12 protein-coding genes and 1 pseudogene are annotated in these 14,750 nt (G+C 60.8%); 10 read left to right on the top strand and 3 right to left on the bottom strand.

Going from position 1 to position 14,750, the window contains the following annotated elements; all coding sequences use genetic code 11:
• Positions 1–62: 62 nt before the first annotated feature.
• From dapB to B0G81_RS22660, 10 genes are all read left to right on the top strand, one after another.
• Entirely contained in the window at positions 63–860 is a 798-nt protein-coding gene (gene dapB, locus B0G81_RS22710) for a 4-hydroxy-tetrahydrodipicolinate reductase (RefSeq protein WP_134138414.1), read from the top strand.
• A gap of 77 nt (positions 861–937) precedes the next feature.
• A complete protein-coding gene (locus B0G81_RS22705; protein WP_134138413.1) occupies positions 938–1,654 on the top strand; it encodes a MotA/TolQ/ExbB proton channel family protein in 717 nt (238 codons plus the stop codon).
• Positions 1,655–1,679: 25 nt separating this feature from the next.
• On the top strand, positions 1,680–2,111 hold the full coding sequence (locus B0G81_RS22700) for a biopolymer transporter ExbD (protein ID WP_134138412.1): 432 nt from the start codon (positions 1,680–1,682) through the stop codon (positions 2,109–2,111).
• Between the two features lie 359 nt (positions 2,112–2,470).
• Positions 2,471–5,062: a leucine--tRNA ligase gene (gene leuS / locus B0G81_RS22690; protein ID WP_134138411.1), complete on the top strand. Its 2,592-nt coding sequence runs from the start codon at positions 2,471–2,473 to the stop codon at positions 5,060–5,062.
• Positions 5,063–5,153: 91 nt separating this feature from the next.
• Positions 5,154–5,705: an LPS assembly lipoprotein LptE gene (gene lptE / locus B0G81_RS22685; protein ID WP_116118291.1), complete on the top strand. Its 552-nt coding sequence runs from the start codon at positions 5,154–5,156 to the stop codon at positions 5,703–5,705.
• Between the two features lie 54 nt (positions 5,706–5,759).
• Entirely contained in the window at positions 5,760–6,878 is a 1,119-nt protein-coding gene (holA, locus tag B0G81_RS22680; RefSeq protein WP_134138410.1) for a DNA polymerase III subunit delta, read from the top strand.
• 316 nt (positions 6,879–7,194) lie between these two features.
• Complete coding sequence (locus B0G81_RS22675; protein ID WP_134138409.1) at positions 7,195–8,466, top strand: glutamate-5-semialdehyde dehydrogenase; 1,272 nt, start codon at positions 7,195–7,197, stop codon at positions 8,464–8,466.
• Positions 8,467–8,569: 103 nt separating this feature from the next.
• On the top strand, positions 8,570–8,986 hold the full coding sequence (locus B0G81_RS22670) for a CopD family protein (protein WP_166679047.1): 417 nt from the start codon (positions 8,570–8,572) through the stop codon (positions 8,984–8,986).
• A 368-nt stretch (positions 8,987–9,354) separates the two neighbouring features.
• Complete coding sequence (locus tag B0G81_RS22665) at positions 9,355–10,737, top strand: IS4 family transposase (RefSeq protein WP_134143187.1); 1,383 nt, start codon at positions 9,355–9,357, stop codon at positions 10,735–10,737.
• A gap of 210 nt (positions 10,738–10,947) precedes the next feature.
• Complete coding sequence (locus tag B0G81_RS22660; protein ID WP_243856570.1) at positions 10,948–11,382, top strand: hypothetical protein; 435 nt, start codon at positions 10,948–10,950, stop codon at positions 11,380–11,382.
• A gap of 165 nt (positions 11,383–11,547) precedes the next feature.
• Here the strand turns inward: B0G81_RS22660 and B0G81_RS22655 are convergent, their stop codons facing one another.
• The 3 genes and pseudogenes from B0G81_RS22655 to B0G81_RS22645 all read right to left on the bottom strand — a co-directional run bounded on the left by B0G81_RS22655 (position 11,548) and on the right by B0G81_RS22645 (position 14,026).
• Positions 11,548–11,868: a nuclear transport factor 2 family protein gene (locus B0G81_RS22655; RefSeq protein WP_134138407.1), complete on the bottom strand. Its 321-nt coding sequence runs from the start codon at positions 11,866–11,868 to the stop codon at positions 11,548–11,550.
• A gap of 358 nt (positions 11,869–12,226) precedes the next feature.
• Positions 12,227–13,240: pseudogene (locus B0G81_RS22650) on the bottom strand (IS110 family transposase).
• 360 nt (positions 13,241–13,600) lie between these two features.
• Complete coding sequence (locus B0G81_RS22645; RefSeq protein WP_134138406.1) at positions 13,601–14,026, bottom strand: nuclear transport factor 2 family protein; 426 nt, start codon at positions 14,024–14,026, stop codon at positions 13,601–13,603.
• Positions 14,027–14,750 lie beyond the last annotated feature (724 nt).

Below are 14,750 nucleotides of genomic sequence, written 5' to 3'. Positions count from 1 at the left end.
TGTGCTGCCCGCCGCCGCTTTTGCCCGCCTTGCCGGGTTTTGCCTTTCGAACCCTCGTAGCCATGAAAATTGCCATTGCTGGCGCATCGGGCCGTATGGGCCGCATGCTCATCGAAACAGTCCTTAACGATTCCGACGCCACGCTGTCCGGCGCGCTCGACCGCGCGGGCTCCCCGCAACTCGGTCAGGACGCCGGCGCATTTCTGGGCAAACAGACAGGCGTTGTGCTGACCGACGACGTCGAGCGCGTGTTCGCCGAATCCGATTACCTGATCGACTTCACGCGCCCCGAAGGCACGCTGATGCATCTCGAAGCGGCCCAGCGTCACAGTGTCAAAATGGTGATCGGCACGACCGGCTTCGACAACGAGCAGAAGGCGCAACTGCGCGCCGCTGCGGACAAGATCGCCATCATGTTCTCGGCGAACATGAGCGTGGGCGTGAACGTCACGCTGAAGCTGCTCGAATTCGCGGCCAGGCATTTCGCGACCGGCTACGACATTGAAATCATTGAGGCGCATCATCGTCACAAGGTCGACGCGCCGTCCGGCACAGCGCTGGTCATGGGCGAGGTGATTGCCAACGCGCTCGGCCGCAATCTCGACGACTGTGCGGTCTACAGCCGCGAAGGCGTGACCGGCGAACGCGACCCGTCCACGATCGGGTTTTCGGCGATTCGCGGCGGCGATATCGTCGGCGACCATACGGTGCTGTTCGCGGGCATCGGCGAGCGCATCGAAATCACGCACAAATCGGCGAGCCGTCTTTCGTATGCACAAGGCGCGCTTCGTGCTGTGCGTTTCCTCGAAGGCCACGCAACCGGCTTCTTCGACATGCAGGACGTGCTCGGTCTGCGCTGAGCGTTTCCTGAGCGAACTCCAGGGGCATCGCGCCTCGTGTTCGCGCCCCTGAAATCACAACTCCATGGCGAGGTCAGATGGCAGGCAGCAGCGGCATCATCCATTACCTGCAAACCAGCGATGCCATCACGCATGGCGTCGCATACGTGCTGCTGGCCATGTCGATTGCGAGCTGGTGCTTTCTGATCGTCAAAAGCTGGGTTCTTACGCGCGCCAAGCGCCAGGCCGCACGCGCTATCGCGCTCTTCTGGCAGGCGCCGACGTTGTCCGAAGGCGTCGCGGCGTTAAAGCGCGCGGACCGCGAGCGCGTCTTCACGCCGCTGGCCGAAGCGGCGCTGCATGCGTCTGAAGTGGATATTCCGGGCGCACTGCTCGCGCGTGTCGAACGCGGCGAGCGAGTGCTGCGAGCGTTGCGTCAGGCGCTCAACGTGTCCCAGCGGCGGCTCGAATTCGGCCAGGTGCTGCTGGCCTCGGTGGGCAGCACGGCGCCGTTCGTCGGCCTGCTCGGCACCGTTTGGGGCATTTATCACGCGCTCGGCAGCATCGCGGCGAGCGGTCAGGCGCAGATCGAAAACGTCGCCGGGCCGGTCGGCGAGGCGCTCATCATGACCGCCTTCGGCCTTGTGGTCGCGATCCCGGCTGTGCTCGCCTATAACGTGCTCGGGCGGATGGTGCGGCAGTTGTCGGAGGAACTGGACGGCTTCGCGCACGACCTGCACGCCTACGTGTGCGCCCCGGCGGAGCAGGGCCACACGCAGGCGCCGGCGCGAGCCCAGCAGGCTCCAACCCACTAAGCGCGCTCGGGCGGAAGGAGGCGGTATGGCATTCGGCGGACTCGAGAAAAGGCAGACGGCTGCGCCCATGGCCGAGATCAACATGACGCCGCTGATCGACGTCATGCTGGTGCTGCTGGTGATTTTTATCATTACCGCGCCTTTATTCACACACGCGATCCGGCTCGATTTGCCGAAGGTCGCGGCCGCGCCCGCGCGCCAGACGCCGCAAACCATTTCTCTTTCCATCGACGCCGCCGGCAAGCTCTACTGGGACGGCAGCGTGATCACGCTCGAGCAGATGCGCGCGCGCTTCGCGCAAGCGGGCAAGCAGAGCGATCAGCCGGAGATTCAGCTTCGCGCCGAGCGCTCCACGCGCTACGAGGTGATCGCGCAGGTGATGGGCGCGGCGCAGCAGGCCGGCCTCGAGCGGATCGGTTTCGTGACGGATCCGCCGCCGCCGGCTGCAAAGCCTTAGCGGCGCGGGAATTGGCGGAACGGGCGGCTGATGAGGCCGTCGCGCTTCCAGATCGCGTGCGAGTTGCTTTCGCCCCGCGCGCCGCAAAATACTTTCCGAGCCGAGCCGAGCCGAGCCGAGCCGAGCCGAGCCGAGCCGAGCCGAGCCGAGCCGAGCCGAGCCGAGCCAAGCCAAGCCAAGCCAAGCCAAGCCAAGCCAAGCCAAGCCAAGCCGTCGCATGCAGCACGCCGCGCGGCGGACCCGTCCGCGGACGGTATAATCAGCCCTTTCCCCCGCCGAAGGGGAAACGACGCCAATTCATCCAGCAGAGCACCAAAGCGGCCGGTGCGAAAGCACCGACCCAGCGATCCCATCACACCATGCACGAAAAATACGTTCCTTCCGACGTCGAATCCGCCGCGCAAGGGCAATGGCGCGCCATCGACGCGTACAAGTCGACGGAAACCACCGACAAGCCCAAGTTCTACTGCGTCTCGATGCTGCCGTACCCGTCGGGCAAGCTGCACATGGGTCACGTGCGCAACTACACGATCAACGACGTGATGTACCGCTATCTGCGGATGAACGGCTACAACGTGCTGATGCCGATGGGTTGGGACGCATTCGGCATGCCGGCGGAAAACGCGGCAATGGCCAACAACGTGCCGCCCGCGAAGTGGACCTACGACAACATCGCTTACATGAAGAAGCAGATGCAGTCCATGGGCCTCGCGATCGACTGGTCGCGCGAAGTCGCCACGTGCAGCCCGGACTACTACAAGTGGAACCAGTGGCTGTTCCTGAAGATGCTGGAAAAGGGCATCGCGTACAAGAAAACCGGCACCGTCAACTGGGATCCGGTCGACCAGACCGTGCTCGCCAACGAGCAGGTGATCGACGGCCGCGGCTGGCGTTCGGGCGCGCTCGTCGAAAAGCGCGAAATCCCGATGTACTACATGCGCATCACGCAGTACGCGGACGAACTGCTGAACGACCTCGAAGGCCTCGGCTGGCCCGAGCGCGTCAAGATCATGCAGCAGAACTGGATCGGCAAGAGCTTCGGCGTGAACTTCGGCTTCCCGTACGAGATCGACGGCGAACAGAAGCTGCTGCGCGTGTTCACCACGCGCGCCGACACGATCATGGGCGTCACCTTCTGCGCGATCGCCGCCGAGCATCCGCTCGCCACGCGCCTCGCGAAAGACAAGCCGGAATTGCAGGCCTTCATCGAGGAATGCAAGCGCGGCGGCGTTGCTGAAGCCGACGTCGCGACCATGGAAAAGAAGGGCATGGCCACCGGCTTCTACGTCACGCATCCGCTGACGCAGGAACAGATCGAAGTGTGGATCGGCAACTACGTGCTGATGAGTTACGGCGAAGGCGCCGTGATGGGCGTGCCGGCGCACGACGAGCGCGACTTCGCGTTCGTGAAGAAATACGGTCTGCCGATCAAGCAGGTGGTCGCGGTTGAAGGCAAGGAATACTCGACCGATGTCTGGCAAGAATGGTACGGCGAGAAGACCGGCACGCTGATCAACAGCGGCAAGTACGACGGCCTTGGCTACGAAGAAGCGGTCGACCAGATCGCCGCGGACCTGAAGGAACTCGGCCTCGGCGACAAACAGATCACGTGGCGTCTGCGTGACTGGGGCGTGTCGCGTCAGCGTTACTGGGGCACGCCGATTCCGATCATCCACTGCCCGACCTGCGGCGACGTGCCGGTGCCGGAAAAAGATCTGCCGGTGGTGCTGCCGGAAGACCTCGTGCCGGACGGCACGGGCAATCCGCTCGCCAAGTCCGAAGCGTTTGTGAACTGCACCTGCCCGACCTGCGGCGGCGCGGCCAAACGCGAAACCGACACCATGGACACGTTCGTCGATTCGTCGTGGTACTTCTACCGCTACGCGTCGCCGGATGCGAAGACCATGGTCGACGAGCGCACCGACTACTGGGCGCCGATGGATCAGTACATCGGCGGGATCGAACACGCGATTCTTCACCTCTTGTATTCGCGCTTCTGGGCGAAGGTGATGCGCGACATGGGCCTCGTCAAATTCAGCGAGCCGGCCAGGAACCTGCTCACGCAGGGCATGGTGCTCAACGAAACGTATTACCGCGAAAACGAAGCGGGCAAGAAGACCTGGTACAACCCGGCCGACGTGACCGTTTCGTTCGACGACAAGGGCCGCCCGGTCGGCGCCGTCCTGAATGAGGACGGTCAACCGGTGGTGCTCGGCGGCGTCGAGAAAATGTCGAAGTCGAAGAACAACGGCGTCGATCCGCAATTGCTGATCGATCAGCATGGCGCGGACACCGCGCGTCTGTTCGTGATGTTCGCTGCTCCGCCCGAGCAGTCGCTCGAATGGTCCGGCTCGGGTGTGGAAGGCGCAAGCCGCTTCCTGCGCCGCGTGTGGAGTTTCAGTCAGGCGAACGAAGCCGCATTGCGCGAAGGCGGCACGTTCGACGCCGCGCAACTGAGCGATGTTGAAAAGACGCTGCGCCGCGAGATCTACAGCGTGCTGAAACAGGCTGATTTCGACTACCAGCGTCTGCAGTACAACACGGTGGTGTCGGCCGCCATGAAGATGCTCAACGCGCTCGACAGCGCGAAAGGCGCCCGGCCGGCCGTGCTGCGCGAAACATGCAGCGTGATGCTGCGCGTGCTGTATCCGGTTGTGCCGCACCTTACGTTCCAGTTGTGGCAGGAACTCGGTTACGCCGACGAACTCGGCTCGCTGCTCGACGCGCCGTGGCCGAAAGTCGACGAGCAAGCGCTGGAGCAGTCCGAGATCGAACTCGTGCTGCAAGTGAACGGCAAGGTGCGCGGCGCGATCACCGTGGCGAAAGACGCCTCGCGCGAATCGATCGAACAGCTCGCGGCCGCGCATGACATGGTCGCGAAGTTCAGCGAAGGCAAGGCGCCGAAGAAGATCGTCGTGGTGCCGGGACGCCTCGTGAACGTGGTTGTGTGAGCATCGACGAAGACATGGCAGCAGGCAGGACGCCGCCGCGCACGGCGGCGCTTGTCCGCGCTGCGGAATCTACTGCGAACCAGGAGCCAATGTGACTCGCAGATCGTTTTTGACGCTGGCTTGCAGCGTATTGATGTTGACCGCTTGCGGCTTCCAGTTGCGCGGCCAGCAGGACTACGCATTCAAACGCCTCTATATCGCCGGCGGTTCCGCGGCGGCGGGCGCGCGTCTCGCGCGTATCGTGGAAGGCGGCAGCGACACGGTGGTGGTCACGTCGGTCGCGAATGCCGACGCCACGTTGCAGATCACCGAAGGCCGCGGCATCGGCACGCTGACGCTGAACTCGCTGGGTGTGGTCGAAGAGTATCAATTGAATCTCAATATGAACTATTCGCTGACGGCCAAGGACGGCACGCTGCTGATTCCGCCGAGCGTGATCGCGTTGAACCGCGCGATGACCTATAGCGATCAGTTCTCGCAAGCGAAAGCCTCCGAAAGCAACATTCTCTTCGACGACATGGAAAGAGACGCGATCGACCAGCTCACGCGCCGTCTGGCCGTCGTGCGCTCGATGCATCCGGCGCCGGGCGAGGAAGTGCCCTCGGTTGCGCCGCGCGCGCCGTTGCCGCCGCCGCCGCTGTGAGTCGCACCATTCGTTCGAATTGCCGTCTTTGTTCAACCTCGCCGATCGGTAGCCATGCAACTGCGACTTGACGCGCTCGAAGCGCATCTCGCCAAGGGACTCGCCGGACTGTACATCGTGTACGGCGACGAGCATCTGCTCGCGCAGGAAGCGTGCGACCGCATTCGCGCCACGGCGCGCGCGGCCGGCTTTACCGACCGCTCGGTGTTCACCGTGGAGCGCGGCTTCGACTGGAGTTCGTTGCTGGGCGCGAGCCAGTCGATGTCGCTATTCGGCGACCGCCAACTGGTCGAGTTGCGCATTCCGTCCGGCAAACCCGGCAAGGAAGGCGCGGAAGCGCTGAAAGCGCTCGCCGCTGCCGTCAATGACGACGTGCTCGCCATGATCACGCTGCCACGGCTCGACGCGGCCACGCAGAAGTCGGCGTGGTTCACGGCTTTGTCCGAGGCGGGCGTCGCGCTGAAAATCGATCCGGTCGAGCGTGCGCAGTTGCCGAATTGGGTCGGCCAGCGGCTCGCCGCACAGAATCAGCGTGTGGTCGCCGGCGAAGAAGGGCGGCGTGCGCTGGCGTTTATCGCAGAGCGCGTGGAAGGCAATCTGCTGGCGGCGCATCAGGAAATTCAGAAACTCGGGTTGTTGTATCCAGCTGGGTCGTTGAGCTTTGAACAGATTCACGACGCGGTGCTCAATGTCGCGCGGTATGACGTCTTCAAGCTGAACGAAGCAATGCTGGCGGGCGATGTCGGCCGTTTGTCGCGCATGCTCGACGGGCTGCGCGGCGAAGGCGAGGCCGCGGTGCTGGTGCTGTGGGCGGTTGTCGAAGAAGTGCGCACGCTGCTGCGGATCAAGCGCGGCGTTACGGCAGGCAAGCCGCTTGCGATGCTGGTGCGCGAGAACCGCGTGTGGGGGCCGCGAGAACGGCTGATCGGGCCGGCGCTGTCGCGTGTGAGCGAAGGCTCGCTGGAAAAGGCGCTTGCTTTGGCGGCTCGGCTGGATCGGCAGGTGAAGGGCTTGTCGGGCGGTACGCCGGGCAATCATCGCAACGATCCGCCGCCCGATCCCTGGGACGGTTTGTTCGAGCTGGCCATGACGGTGGCTTCGCCGAAAACGGTGCCTGGGCCGCCGCCACGACCTCGGAGCGGAGCCGCCGCTACCGCTCGAAGGCCAGTTTGATTGAGCCTGAGGGGCCGGGTGGTGAGGGTTCGATGCAAGTGCGAGTCATATCGTGACCGTTTGCGGATCGTTTCCCAAAGCCGCTTTTGTAGTGGCCGGGTTTGAGATGCGAAAGGCGGGTTCTTGACAAGCTCGATTTGCCAGAACCCGCGAGACTCGCGTGAGCCGCTAGTGCTCCTCGAACCGCTCAAGCCGTACTAACCGCTCAAGCCGCCGCGACAAGCAAAGCGCCTCTACTCGCCTTACAATCGCTTGATGTTTCGCTAATTCTGTCAGTCCGCCGCACGAGAACGTGCGCGGCACCACGAGAATCACCATGGATATCGACCAGTACATGACCGACCTCGGCCGTCGCGCTCGCCAAGCTTCGCGGGCGATGGCGCGGGCGTCGACGGCGGCGAAGAACGCCGCGCTCGCGGCCGTCGCAGAGGCGATCGAACGCGATGCTGCGCTGCTGAAAGAGGCCAATGCGCGTGACCTCGCGCGGGCTCGCGAGAAGGGGCTCGATGCAGCGTTCATCGACCGTTTGACGCTATCGGATAAAGCGCTGAAGACGATGGTCGAGGGCTTGCGGCAAGTTGCTGCGTTGGCGGATCCGATCGGCGAGATCAGCAATCTGAAATACCGGCCGAGCGGCATTCAGGTCGGCCAGATGCGTGTGCCGCTGGGCGTGATCGGCATCATCTACGAATCGCGTCCGAACGTGACGATCGACGCTGCGGCGCTGTGCCTGAAGTCGGGCAACGCAACCATTCTGCGCGGCGGATCGGAAGCGCTCGAATGCAATGCGGCGCTGGCGAAGCTGATCGGTGAAGGTCTCGAAGCGGCCGGTTTGCCGCAGGACGCCGTGCAGGTGGTCGCCACTTCCGACCGCGCCGCGGTCGGCAAGCTGATTACGATGACCGACTACGTCGACGTGATCGTGCCGCGCGGCGGCAAAAGCCTGATCGAGCGGCTGATGAACGAAGCGCGCGTGCCGATGATCAAGCATCTCGACGGCATTTGCCACGTGTATGTCGACGATCGCGCGGATCTGGCCAAGGCGCTGACCGTCTGCGATAACGCCAAGACGCACCGCTACGGTACCTGCAACACGATGGAAACGCTGCTGGTCGCGCGCGGCATCGCGGCTGAAGTGCTGCCGCCGTTGGGCAAGCTGTATCGCGGCAAGGAAGTCGAGTTGCGTGTGGACGCGGCGGCGCGCGCCGTGCTGGCGGATGCGGGCGTGGGTCCGCTCGTTGAAGCGACCGAAGAAGATTGGCGCACTGAATATCTCGCGCCGGTGCTGGCGATCAAGGTGGTGGACGACCTCGACGCGGCGATCGATCACATCAACACGTACAGCTCGCAGCACACCGATGCGATTGTCACGGAAGATCATGACCGTGCGATGCGCTTTCTGCGCGAAGTGGATTCGGCGAGCGTGATGGTGAATGCGTCGACGCGTTTTGCGGATGGTTTTGAGTTTGGCTTGGGCGCTGAAATCGGCATCTCGAACGATAAGCTGCATGCGCGTGGCCCAGTGGGGCTGGAAGGGCTGACGTCGCTCAAGTATGTCGTGCTGGGGCACGGCGAAGGGCGGCAGTGAGCACACGACGCCGAGCGTTTAACGAAAACGCGGCTGTGCAACGCAGCCGCGCTCGCTCAGCCGATCCACACACTCACCAATTGCACACGAACAGGTACTGCCGATGCTTTGGGTAAAAACGTTTCACATCGTCCTGATTGCTTCCTGGTTTGCCGGCTTGTTCTATTTGCCGCGCATCTTCGTCAATCTGGCGATGGAAACGGAGCCCGCCGCGACGGCACGACTGCTCATCATGGCCCGCAAGCTGTTCCGCTTCATGACGTTCATTGCGGTGCCAGCCCTGGCGTGCGGCATATGGCTGTGGCTGGTGATCGGCATCGGCCGTGGGCAGGGGTGGATTCACGCAAAAGTTGGCGTGGTGGTGCTGCTTGTGATTTATCACGCGTACTGCGGCGTGCTGCTGCGCACCTTCGAGCGCGGCGAGAATCGTCGCTCGGACAAGTGGTATCGGATGTTTAATGAACTGCCGGTGTTGGGGATGCTCGCGGCGGTGGCGTTGGTGGTGATCAAGCCGTTTTAGGACGCGCGCGTTTCGCGCCGGTTCAGGTTGCCGGCTGCGATCTGACAAAGGGCGGCTTGCTGGATTCGGCAAACCGCCCTTTGTTACATTAGCGGGCGCTGGCGCGCGGCGTATCGTCTTAGGCGGAATGGCTAGCTTTGGCTGTCAGCCCATATTGGGGCGGCCAATGCGTGTACGGCCTGATTTATAATTTCCGAACTGCCGGCATCAACCGGTGGTCAGGTTTAGCAGCCTGCGCCTGAAACCGCACACCCGCCCAGGCCTCAGGATTCCCCACAACTTTTTGTGTGGCAGGAGTGAATGATCGCTTGTAAACGGTCGGCGTCGATGTTAACTTTGGCCCATTCTGTTCGCGACGGCAGTTGGAATTGGTCGACGGAAACGATACTGACGACTGGGCGAGTGCCGAATTCAGCGAGGCGAATCTGGGGGACGCGCGCCTTGCACAACGTCTTGTTGCGTTGGCTCGCCGCCTCGCGCACAGTCCGCAGGGTTCGTTTCCCCAGTCACTCAAGCCAGCCGAACTGAAGGCCGCCTACCGCTTCTTCGATAATGAGCAGGTGGACACAAACGGGATCCTTGCGCCTCATATTGCACAAACGCTCGATCGCATGAGGCAGGTGCCGGTCGTGCTGGCAATTCAGGACACAACGGAGTTCAACCTGTCGCATCTGCCCGCGACTGAAGGCCTGGGTCGCGGCACCGGCAACAATGAGCAAGGCTTCATGATGCACAGCCTGCTGGCGGTCACGCCCGAGGGCTTGCCGCTAGGGGTGCTGGGCATGAAGACCTGGGTGCGCCCCCAAGAGGTGTTCGGCAAGAGGGCCCCTGCGGTTACGCGCCCGATCGAACAGAAGGAAAGTAACAAATGGCTTGAAGGAATCGACCATCTCGCGGCACTCAAGGTACGTTGTACGCAGACGCGGTTTGTCTGTGTTGGAGACCGCGAGAGCGACCTGTACGAGCTATTTGTCGCCGAACGCCCCGACGGGGTGGACTGGTTGATCCGCGCAGTACACAACCGCGTGGCGCGTCACCCGCAAGGCTACCTCTGGGAGGCTGTTCTAGCCACCCTGCCTCTTGGCCACACTGAACTGCAGGTGCCAGCCAGGGGCACACTTCCTCAGCGCACAGCACGGCTGACATTGCGTTGTGCGAGCGTGCGACTACACTCTCCAAGAGCGCGCGCCAGCCGCCGAAGCCTGCCTGAGATGGACGTCTTTGCGATTCACGCCATTGAAGATACCCCCCCGGATGGCGTTGAACCGCTTGAATGGATGCTGCTGAGTTCGGTGCCCACGACCTCGCTTGATGAAGTTCTCGAACGGCTGGCCTGGTACGCACGGCGCTGGACCATCGAGACGTGGCATCGCGTGCTCAAAAGCGGCTGCCGTATCGAGGCGCGCCAGTTCGGCACGCTCGACCGGTTCGTGAGAGCGACAGCTCTGTTTGCCGTCATCGCGTGGCACATCCTGTATGCAACACTGCTCGCGCGAACTGATACGCAGCTATGCTGCGAAGTACTGCTTCAACCCGTCGAATGGCAGGCGCTCTATTGCCACACCCACCGAACGACGCAACTGCCAGAGCAGGTTCCGACGCTGCAGCAAACCATCGTGTGGATAGGTATGCTCGGCGGTTATCTGAATCGTAAGCATGACCGGCCACCAGGACCGACCGTCATATGGCGCGGGTTTCTCGTCCTGCACGAAATTACGAAGATGTATCAGCTCTTCAAGCAAAGCGGATAGCGCGGCCTCTCAACTTTGTGGGTAAACCTGAGGCCCAGGCGGGTCGTGCGTCTGCCTCTGCACGTCTACATTTCAATGGGCGGGCCGTGGTGGGGAGCCGCAAGGCTCGCCGGATTGTTGGAACGCCGGTCTGCTAACCCGCTACGTGCCCGCTCACCCTCCTTGCAAGCGAGTGTCGGGCGATTCAGGAATTCATCAGGGAATCGCGCCATGAGCAAAATCGGAAAAAACGCCAAACTCGCCTCACGCCCGCCAGTCGATGCCTTGCAGTACGAAAAGCTCGCCTTGTCGGCATTCGGTTCGTGCGAGCGGCAGTTGACTCAACTCAACAGACTGGCCACGCTTGCGACCTCGATATATAGGAATCCTGCGTTGACGAGCCGCGAACGACGGAGCCGGCAAGTGCTGCTCGAACTGCTGGTCGAGACGTGTGAGGAGTATGAGCGTGAAGTGGAATGCGACCGCGAACTGTATCAGGTGATCGCACTCGACGCGCGCGGCATCTCACACCGCCGTATTACGGCTGGCGCTGCGGCGAAAGCTTCTTGCGGAAGCGGGTCAGGACGCGAAAAAGGCGGGGGCGGACGTCGGACCAAGCGTGGCTGCGATTGCTCACTGAGACGGTCTGCCGATACGGTCCAGTAGACGACATGAGGCGCGGGCGATCGCGCCTCATGGCTTTGAAGTCGCAGACTGCGGCGCACTAACTGAACATTTATGCGCTGGACCCGCGCGTCGTATGTGACGACGCGACACGCCATGTCGTCCCGCGCCGCACGTAGAGGTCGGTGAAGGCGTAATCGGTCGCTTTCATGCCATAAGCGGGTGTGTAGGGTAAACGCCGTAAACCATCGCGATATTGCCAAAGACACGCACCTTCAGATCCCCGAAGGTTTGCGCGGAGCCGGGTGGCAGCGAGGGCGCGAACAAAACCTCGGCTTTGCTGCGGCGTGCGCCATTAGGCATGGTCTCGACGAACGAGTCGTCGAGCAGTTCATCGAGCGCTTCGCGGTCGCCGCTGACGGCGGCATCTACCCATGTTTGCTCGATCGAAACAAGTGTTGCCTCGATTTGAACCTCTGTGTGAAGGCCGGCGGCCAACACACAGGTCGACACGCCAATGGCGGCCAAAAAACAAGCGTTTCATAACCATCTAGATGGACGCCGCCCGTTTGCAACAGTTTTTCGTGTGTATTGACTGACAGGATGGGTTGCAGCTTTATACATGGCCTCGTCCCGTTTGCCAAACGATCTGTTCTACAGCGAGCAGGTGCAGGATTGCATATATACATTCGGCCTTTCTGTGGCACGCATGTGCGTGGCCCCAATGGATTTCGCCCGGCGACTCCTACTTATATCCACGGCTTCGAGAGCCCTAAGACTGCGCAGGTTTTGTCACCGACGGTCCGACCTGTTTGCCATTGAATCAGATCACTTGTGCAACCAATGAAGAGGTAAAACGGTTGCCGCCATCCGATCGTTGCTCCGTTCATACCGGCGGTGCGTACTCCAGGCCGCGTGCGAGCAATACCCAGATCGTCCTGGCGATCTTGTTGGCAAGTGCCACGACGGCGATGTTTGTTCCCCGTCTCGCCTGAACCTCTCGAATCCATCGGGAAAGCGTATCGGTATGTTTTATGGCTTGCTGGACGACCGATCTGGCGCCGTGTACCGGCAGCATTCGCAGATATCCGTTACCGCGCTTCGTGATGCCGAACAGGCGATCCTTGCCGCCTGACGAGTGCTGGCGTGGGGTCAAGCCCAGCTACGCCGCAAACTGTCTGCCGTTTGAGGATTCAGTGGCACTCCCCGCTGCAGCGATGACAGCAGTTGCGATCAGCGGCCCGACGCCTCGAATCCTCTCAAATCGCTGACTTGCAGGGGATGCCTTGTGCACTTGATGGATCAGCTCATCATACCGGGCGGTCTGCTTATCCAGCAGGACGAGTCGCTCGTACATATCCCGCATCATTGATCGACTCAACCCTGTGAGCTCGTTGCGTTTGTCGTCAATAATTGCCGGCAGCTGCTGCCGTACTTTCAGTGCGGTTTGTGCAATGACAACACCGTATTCGGCTAACAGGCCTCGTATCTGGTTGATCTGCGCGATACGGTCACGCATGAGCAGGCTGCTGATGCGGTGCATGGACTGGATATCCTGCTGCTGAACGCTGTTTTGACCGCAACGTAGCGCATGGTCGGACGGGACGCAGCTTCGACGATCGCCTCCGCATCGTTGCGATCCTTCTTCTGGGATTTGACGAACGGTTTGACGAATCGGGGCGCAATGATCTGCACATGATGCCCATCGCCGAGAACCGGCGAGCCCAGTAATGCGCTCCACCACAGGCTTCCATCACGATACGGCAAGAGGGCAGACTGACAATGAATTCGAGCTTGTTGCGGCTGACTCGCCGACTCAACACTGGGTGCCGCGTTCGTCCACGCCGTACAGCTGGAAGATATTTTTCGCAAGATCGATGCTCAGCAACGTGACACTCATGACGGCCTCCGTTCAATTGCAGATCAGGAGCCCTGATACTGCCACGCTCTCAGGCCGAGCACCTTCGTGCACTACCACCGAGGGTGGGACGATGCCATTCCACTGTATCTGGCCTTGTTGCAGCCTGATACGCTGCGGGCCACTATGAAATCCGCTGACTCGCACCTCATTCCAGCAACGAGCTCTAAGCTCCGCAGGGCATACAGGTTTAGCGAGTCCCGGTCCTACCTGGCTTGTCATCACACTCGATTGCTGCGCAACATTTCGACGTTCATCCCGGTGTTAGGGAGTGGGCGGCAAACGCAGCGCACTCCCTTTTTCCATTTGTGATCCGCATATGTACTACATTTTGTGAACCACTTACTTACGTGTCATATGTGCCGAAACAGCACGCCATCCATCGTTTTTTCGAAGGAAAACGTCAGTGAATGAGTAGTTGGTCGCTTGGGCGGTGGGCGCCGACTTGGAGCGGTTGATGCCGGTGACAATGGCCGTATCGCCATTCACACGTACATCGACGTTCATCAGAGTTTGCGTCGAGCCAGGAGGAGGCGGTGAGGCGAGAAGAACGTCGTTCTTGGTGCGACGTGCGCCGCTTGCAGTGATTTCGATGAAGGAATCGTCAAACACTCTTTCAAGAGTGGCCTGATCAGCTTGCTCGACGGCAGTAACCCACGTCTGTTCGATCGACTTTAGCATGTCTTCGTCATGGTCCGCAGCATAAGCGGGGAATGCTGCTGAAAACGCGATTGAAGTAATGACGGCTAGTCGGAAAAAGTACTTCATTTCGATTCCTTGGTACGTGCGTAACTGTCTTGATATGGCGGAATTTTTTATTTTTCTGATTTTGCGGTGTGACTGATTGGTGCGGAGCGGATAGAACTGAATCTTAACGGCACATCGTCTGCTTTGAATTAGGAAAAATCTTAATGTTATGTCAAATATTGAGAGTATTCCCAATTTTGGGAAGTGCTGTTGCCGTTAAACGGGTTGTGCCGTAGCAAGCTGTTTGAATCGCTCATGGATCAGGCGACGCACGGTGTCAATGAAGGCGGGCGTAGGTCTATCTAGCAGGCGAGTCGCGAGAGTCCGGCAAGTCCGTTCCGCGTTGGCGAACCAAGTTCACCCCGCTGCTGCCGGTAGCAAACTGGCTACATATTTGAATTTGGAAGGGAAAACTTTAAAAAGGCGTGGCAAAACTTTCGCAGTCGCGTCCGTGTTTTTCAGAGTTCTCCTATTTTTGACTTTGATCGGGTTTGTTGGGCTCTTTGTCTTGTCAATCAGATGTCTGAAGTCGACATGTTTGAGGATGACGTGATCTCGTGCATCGACCGACGGCGTGGCCAAACCCCTTCGCAATATCCTGACACGCAGCTTCAATCAATCTTCCTCGCTCGGGTTTTCTTGCGAGTGCGATAGCCATAGCGAGTTCGCTTAAAAATAAGAATTTCCGGGTGAACGGCGGGATTTTTTTTGAAACAAAGTGCTGTTTTAGGAATCGTCTTATTAA

It is taken from the genome of Paraburkholderia sp. BL6665CI2N2, assembly GCF_004366535.1.
Lineage (GTDB): Bacteria > Pseudomonadota > Gammaproteobacteria > Burkholderiales > Burkholderiaceae > Paraburkholderia.
This window is presented reverse-complemented; position numbering and strand designations above follow the sequence as displayed.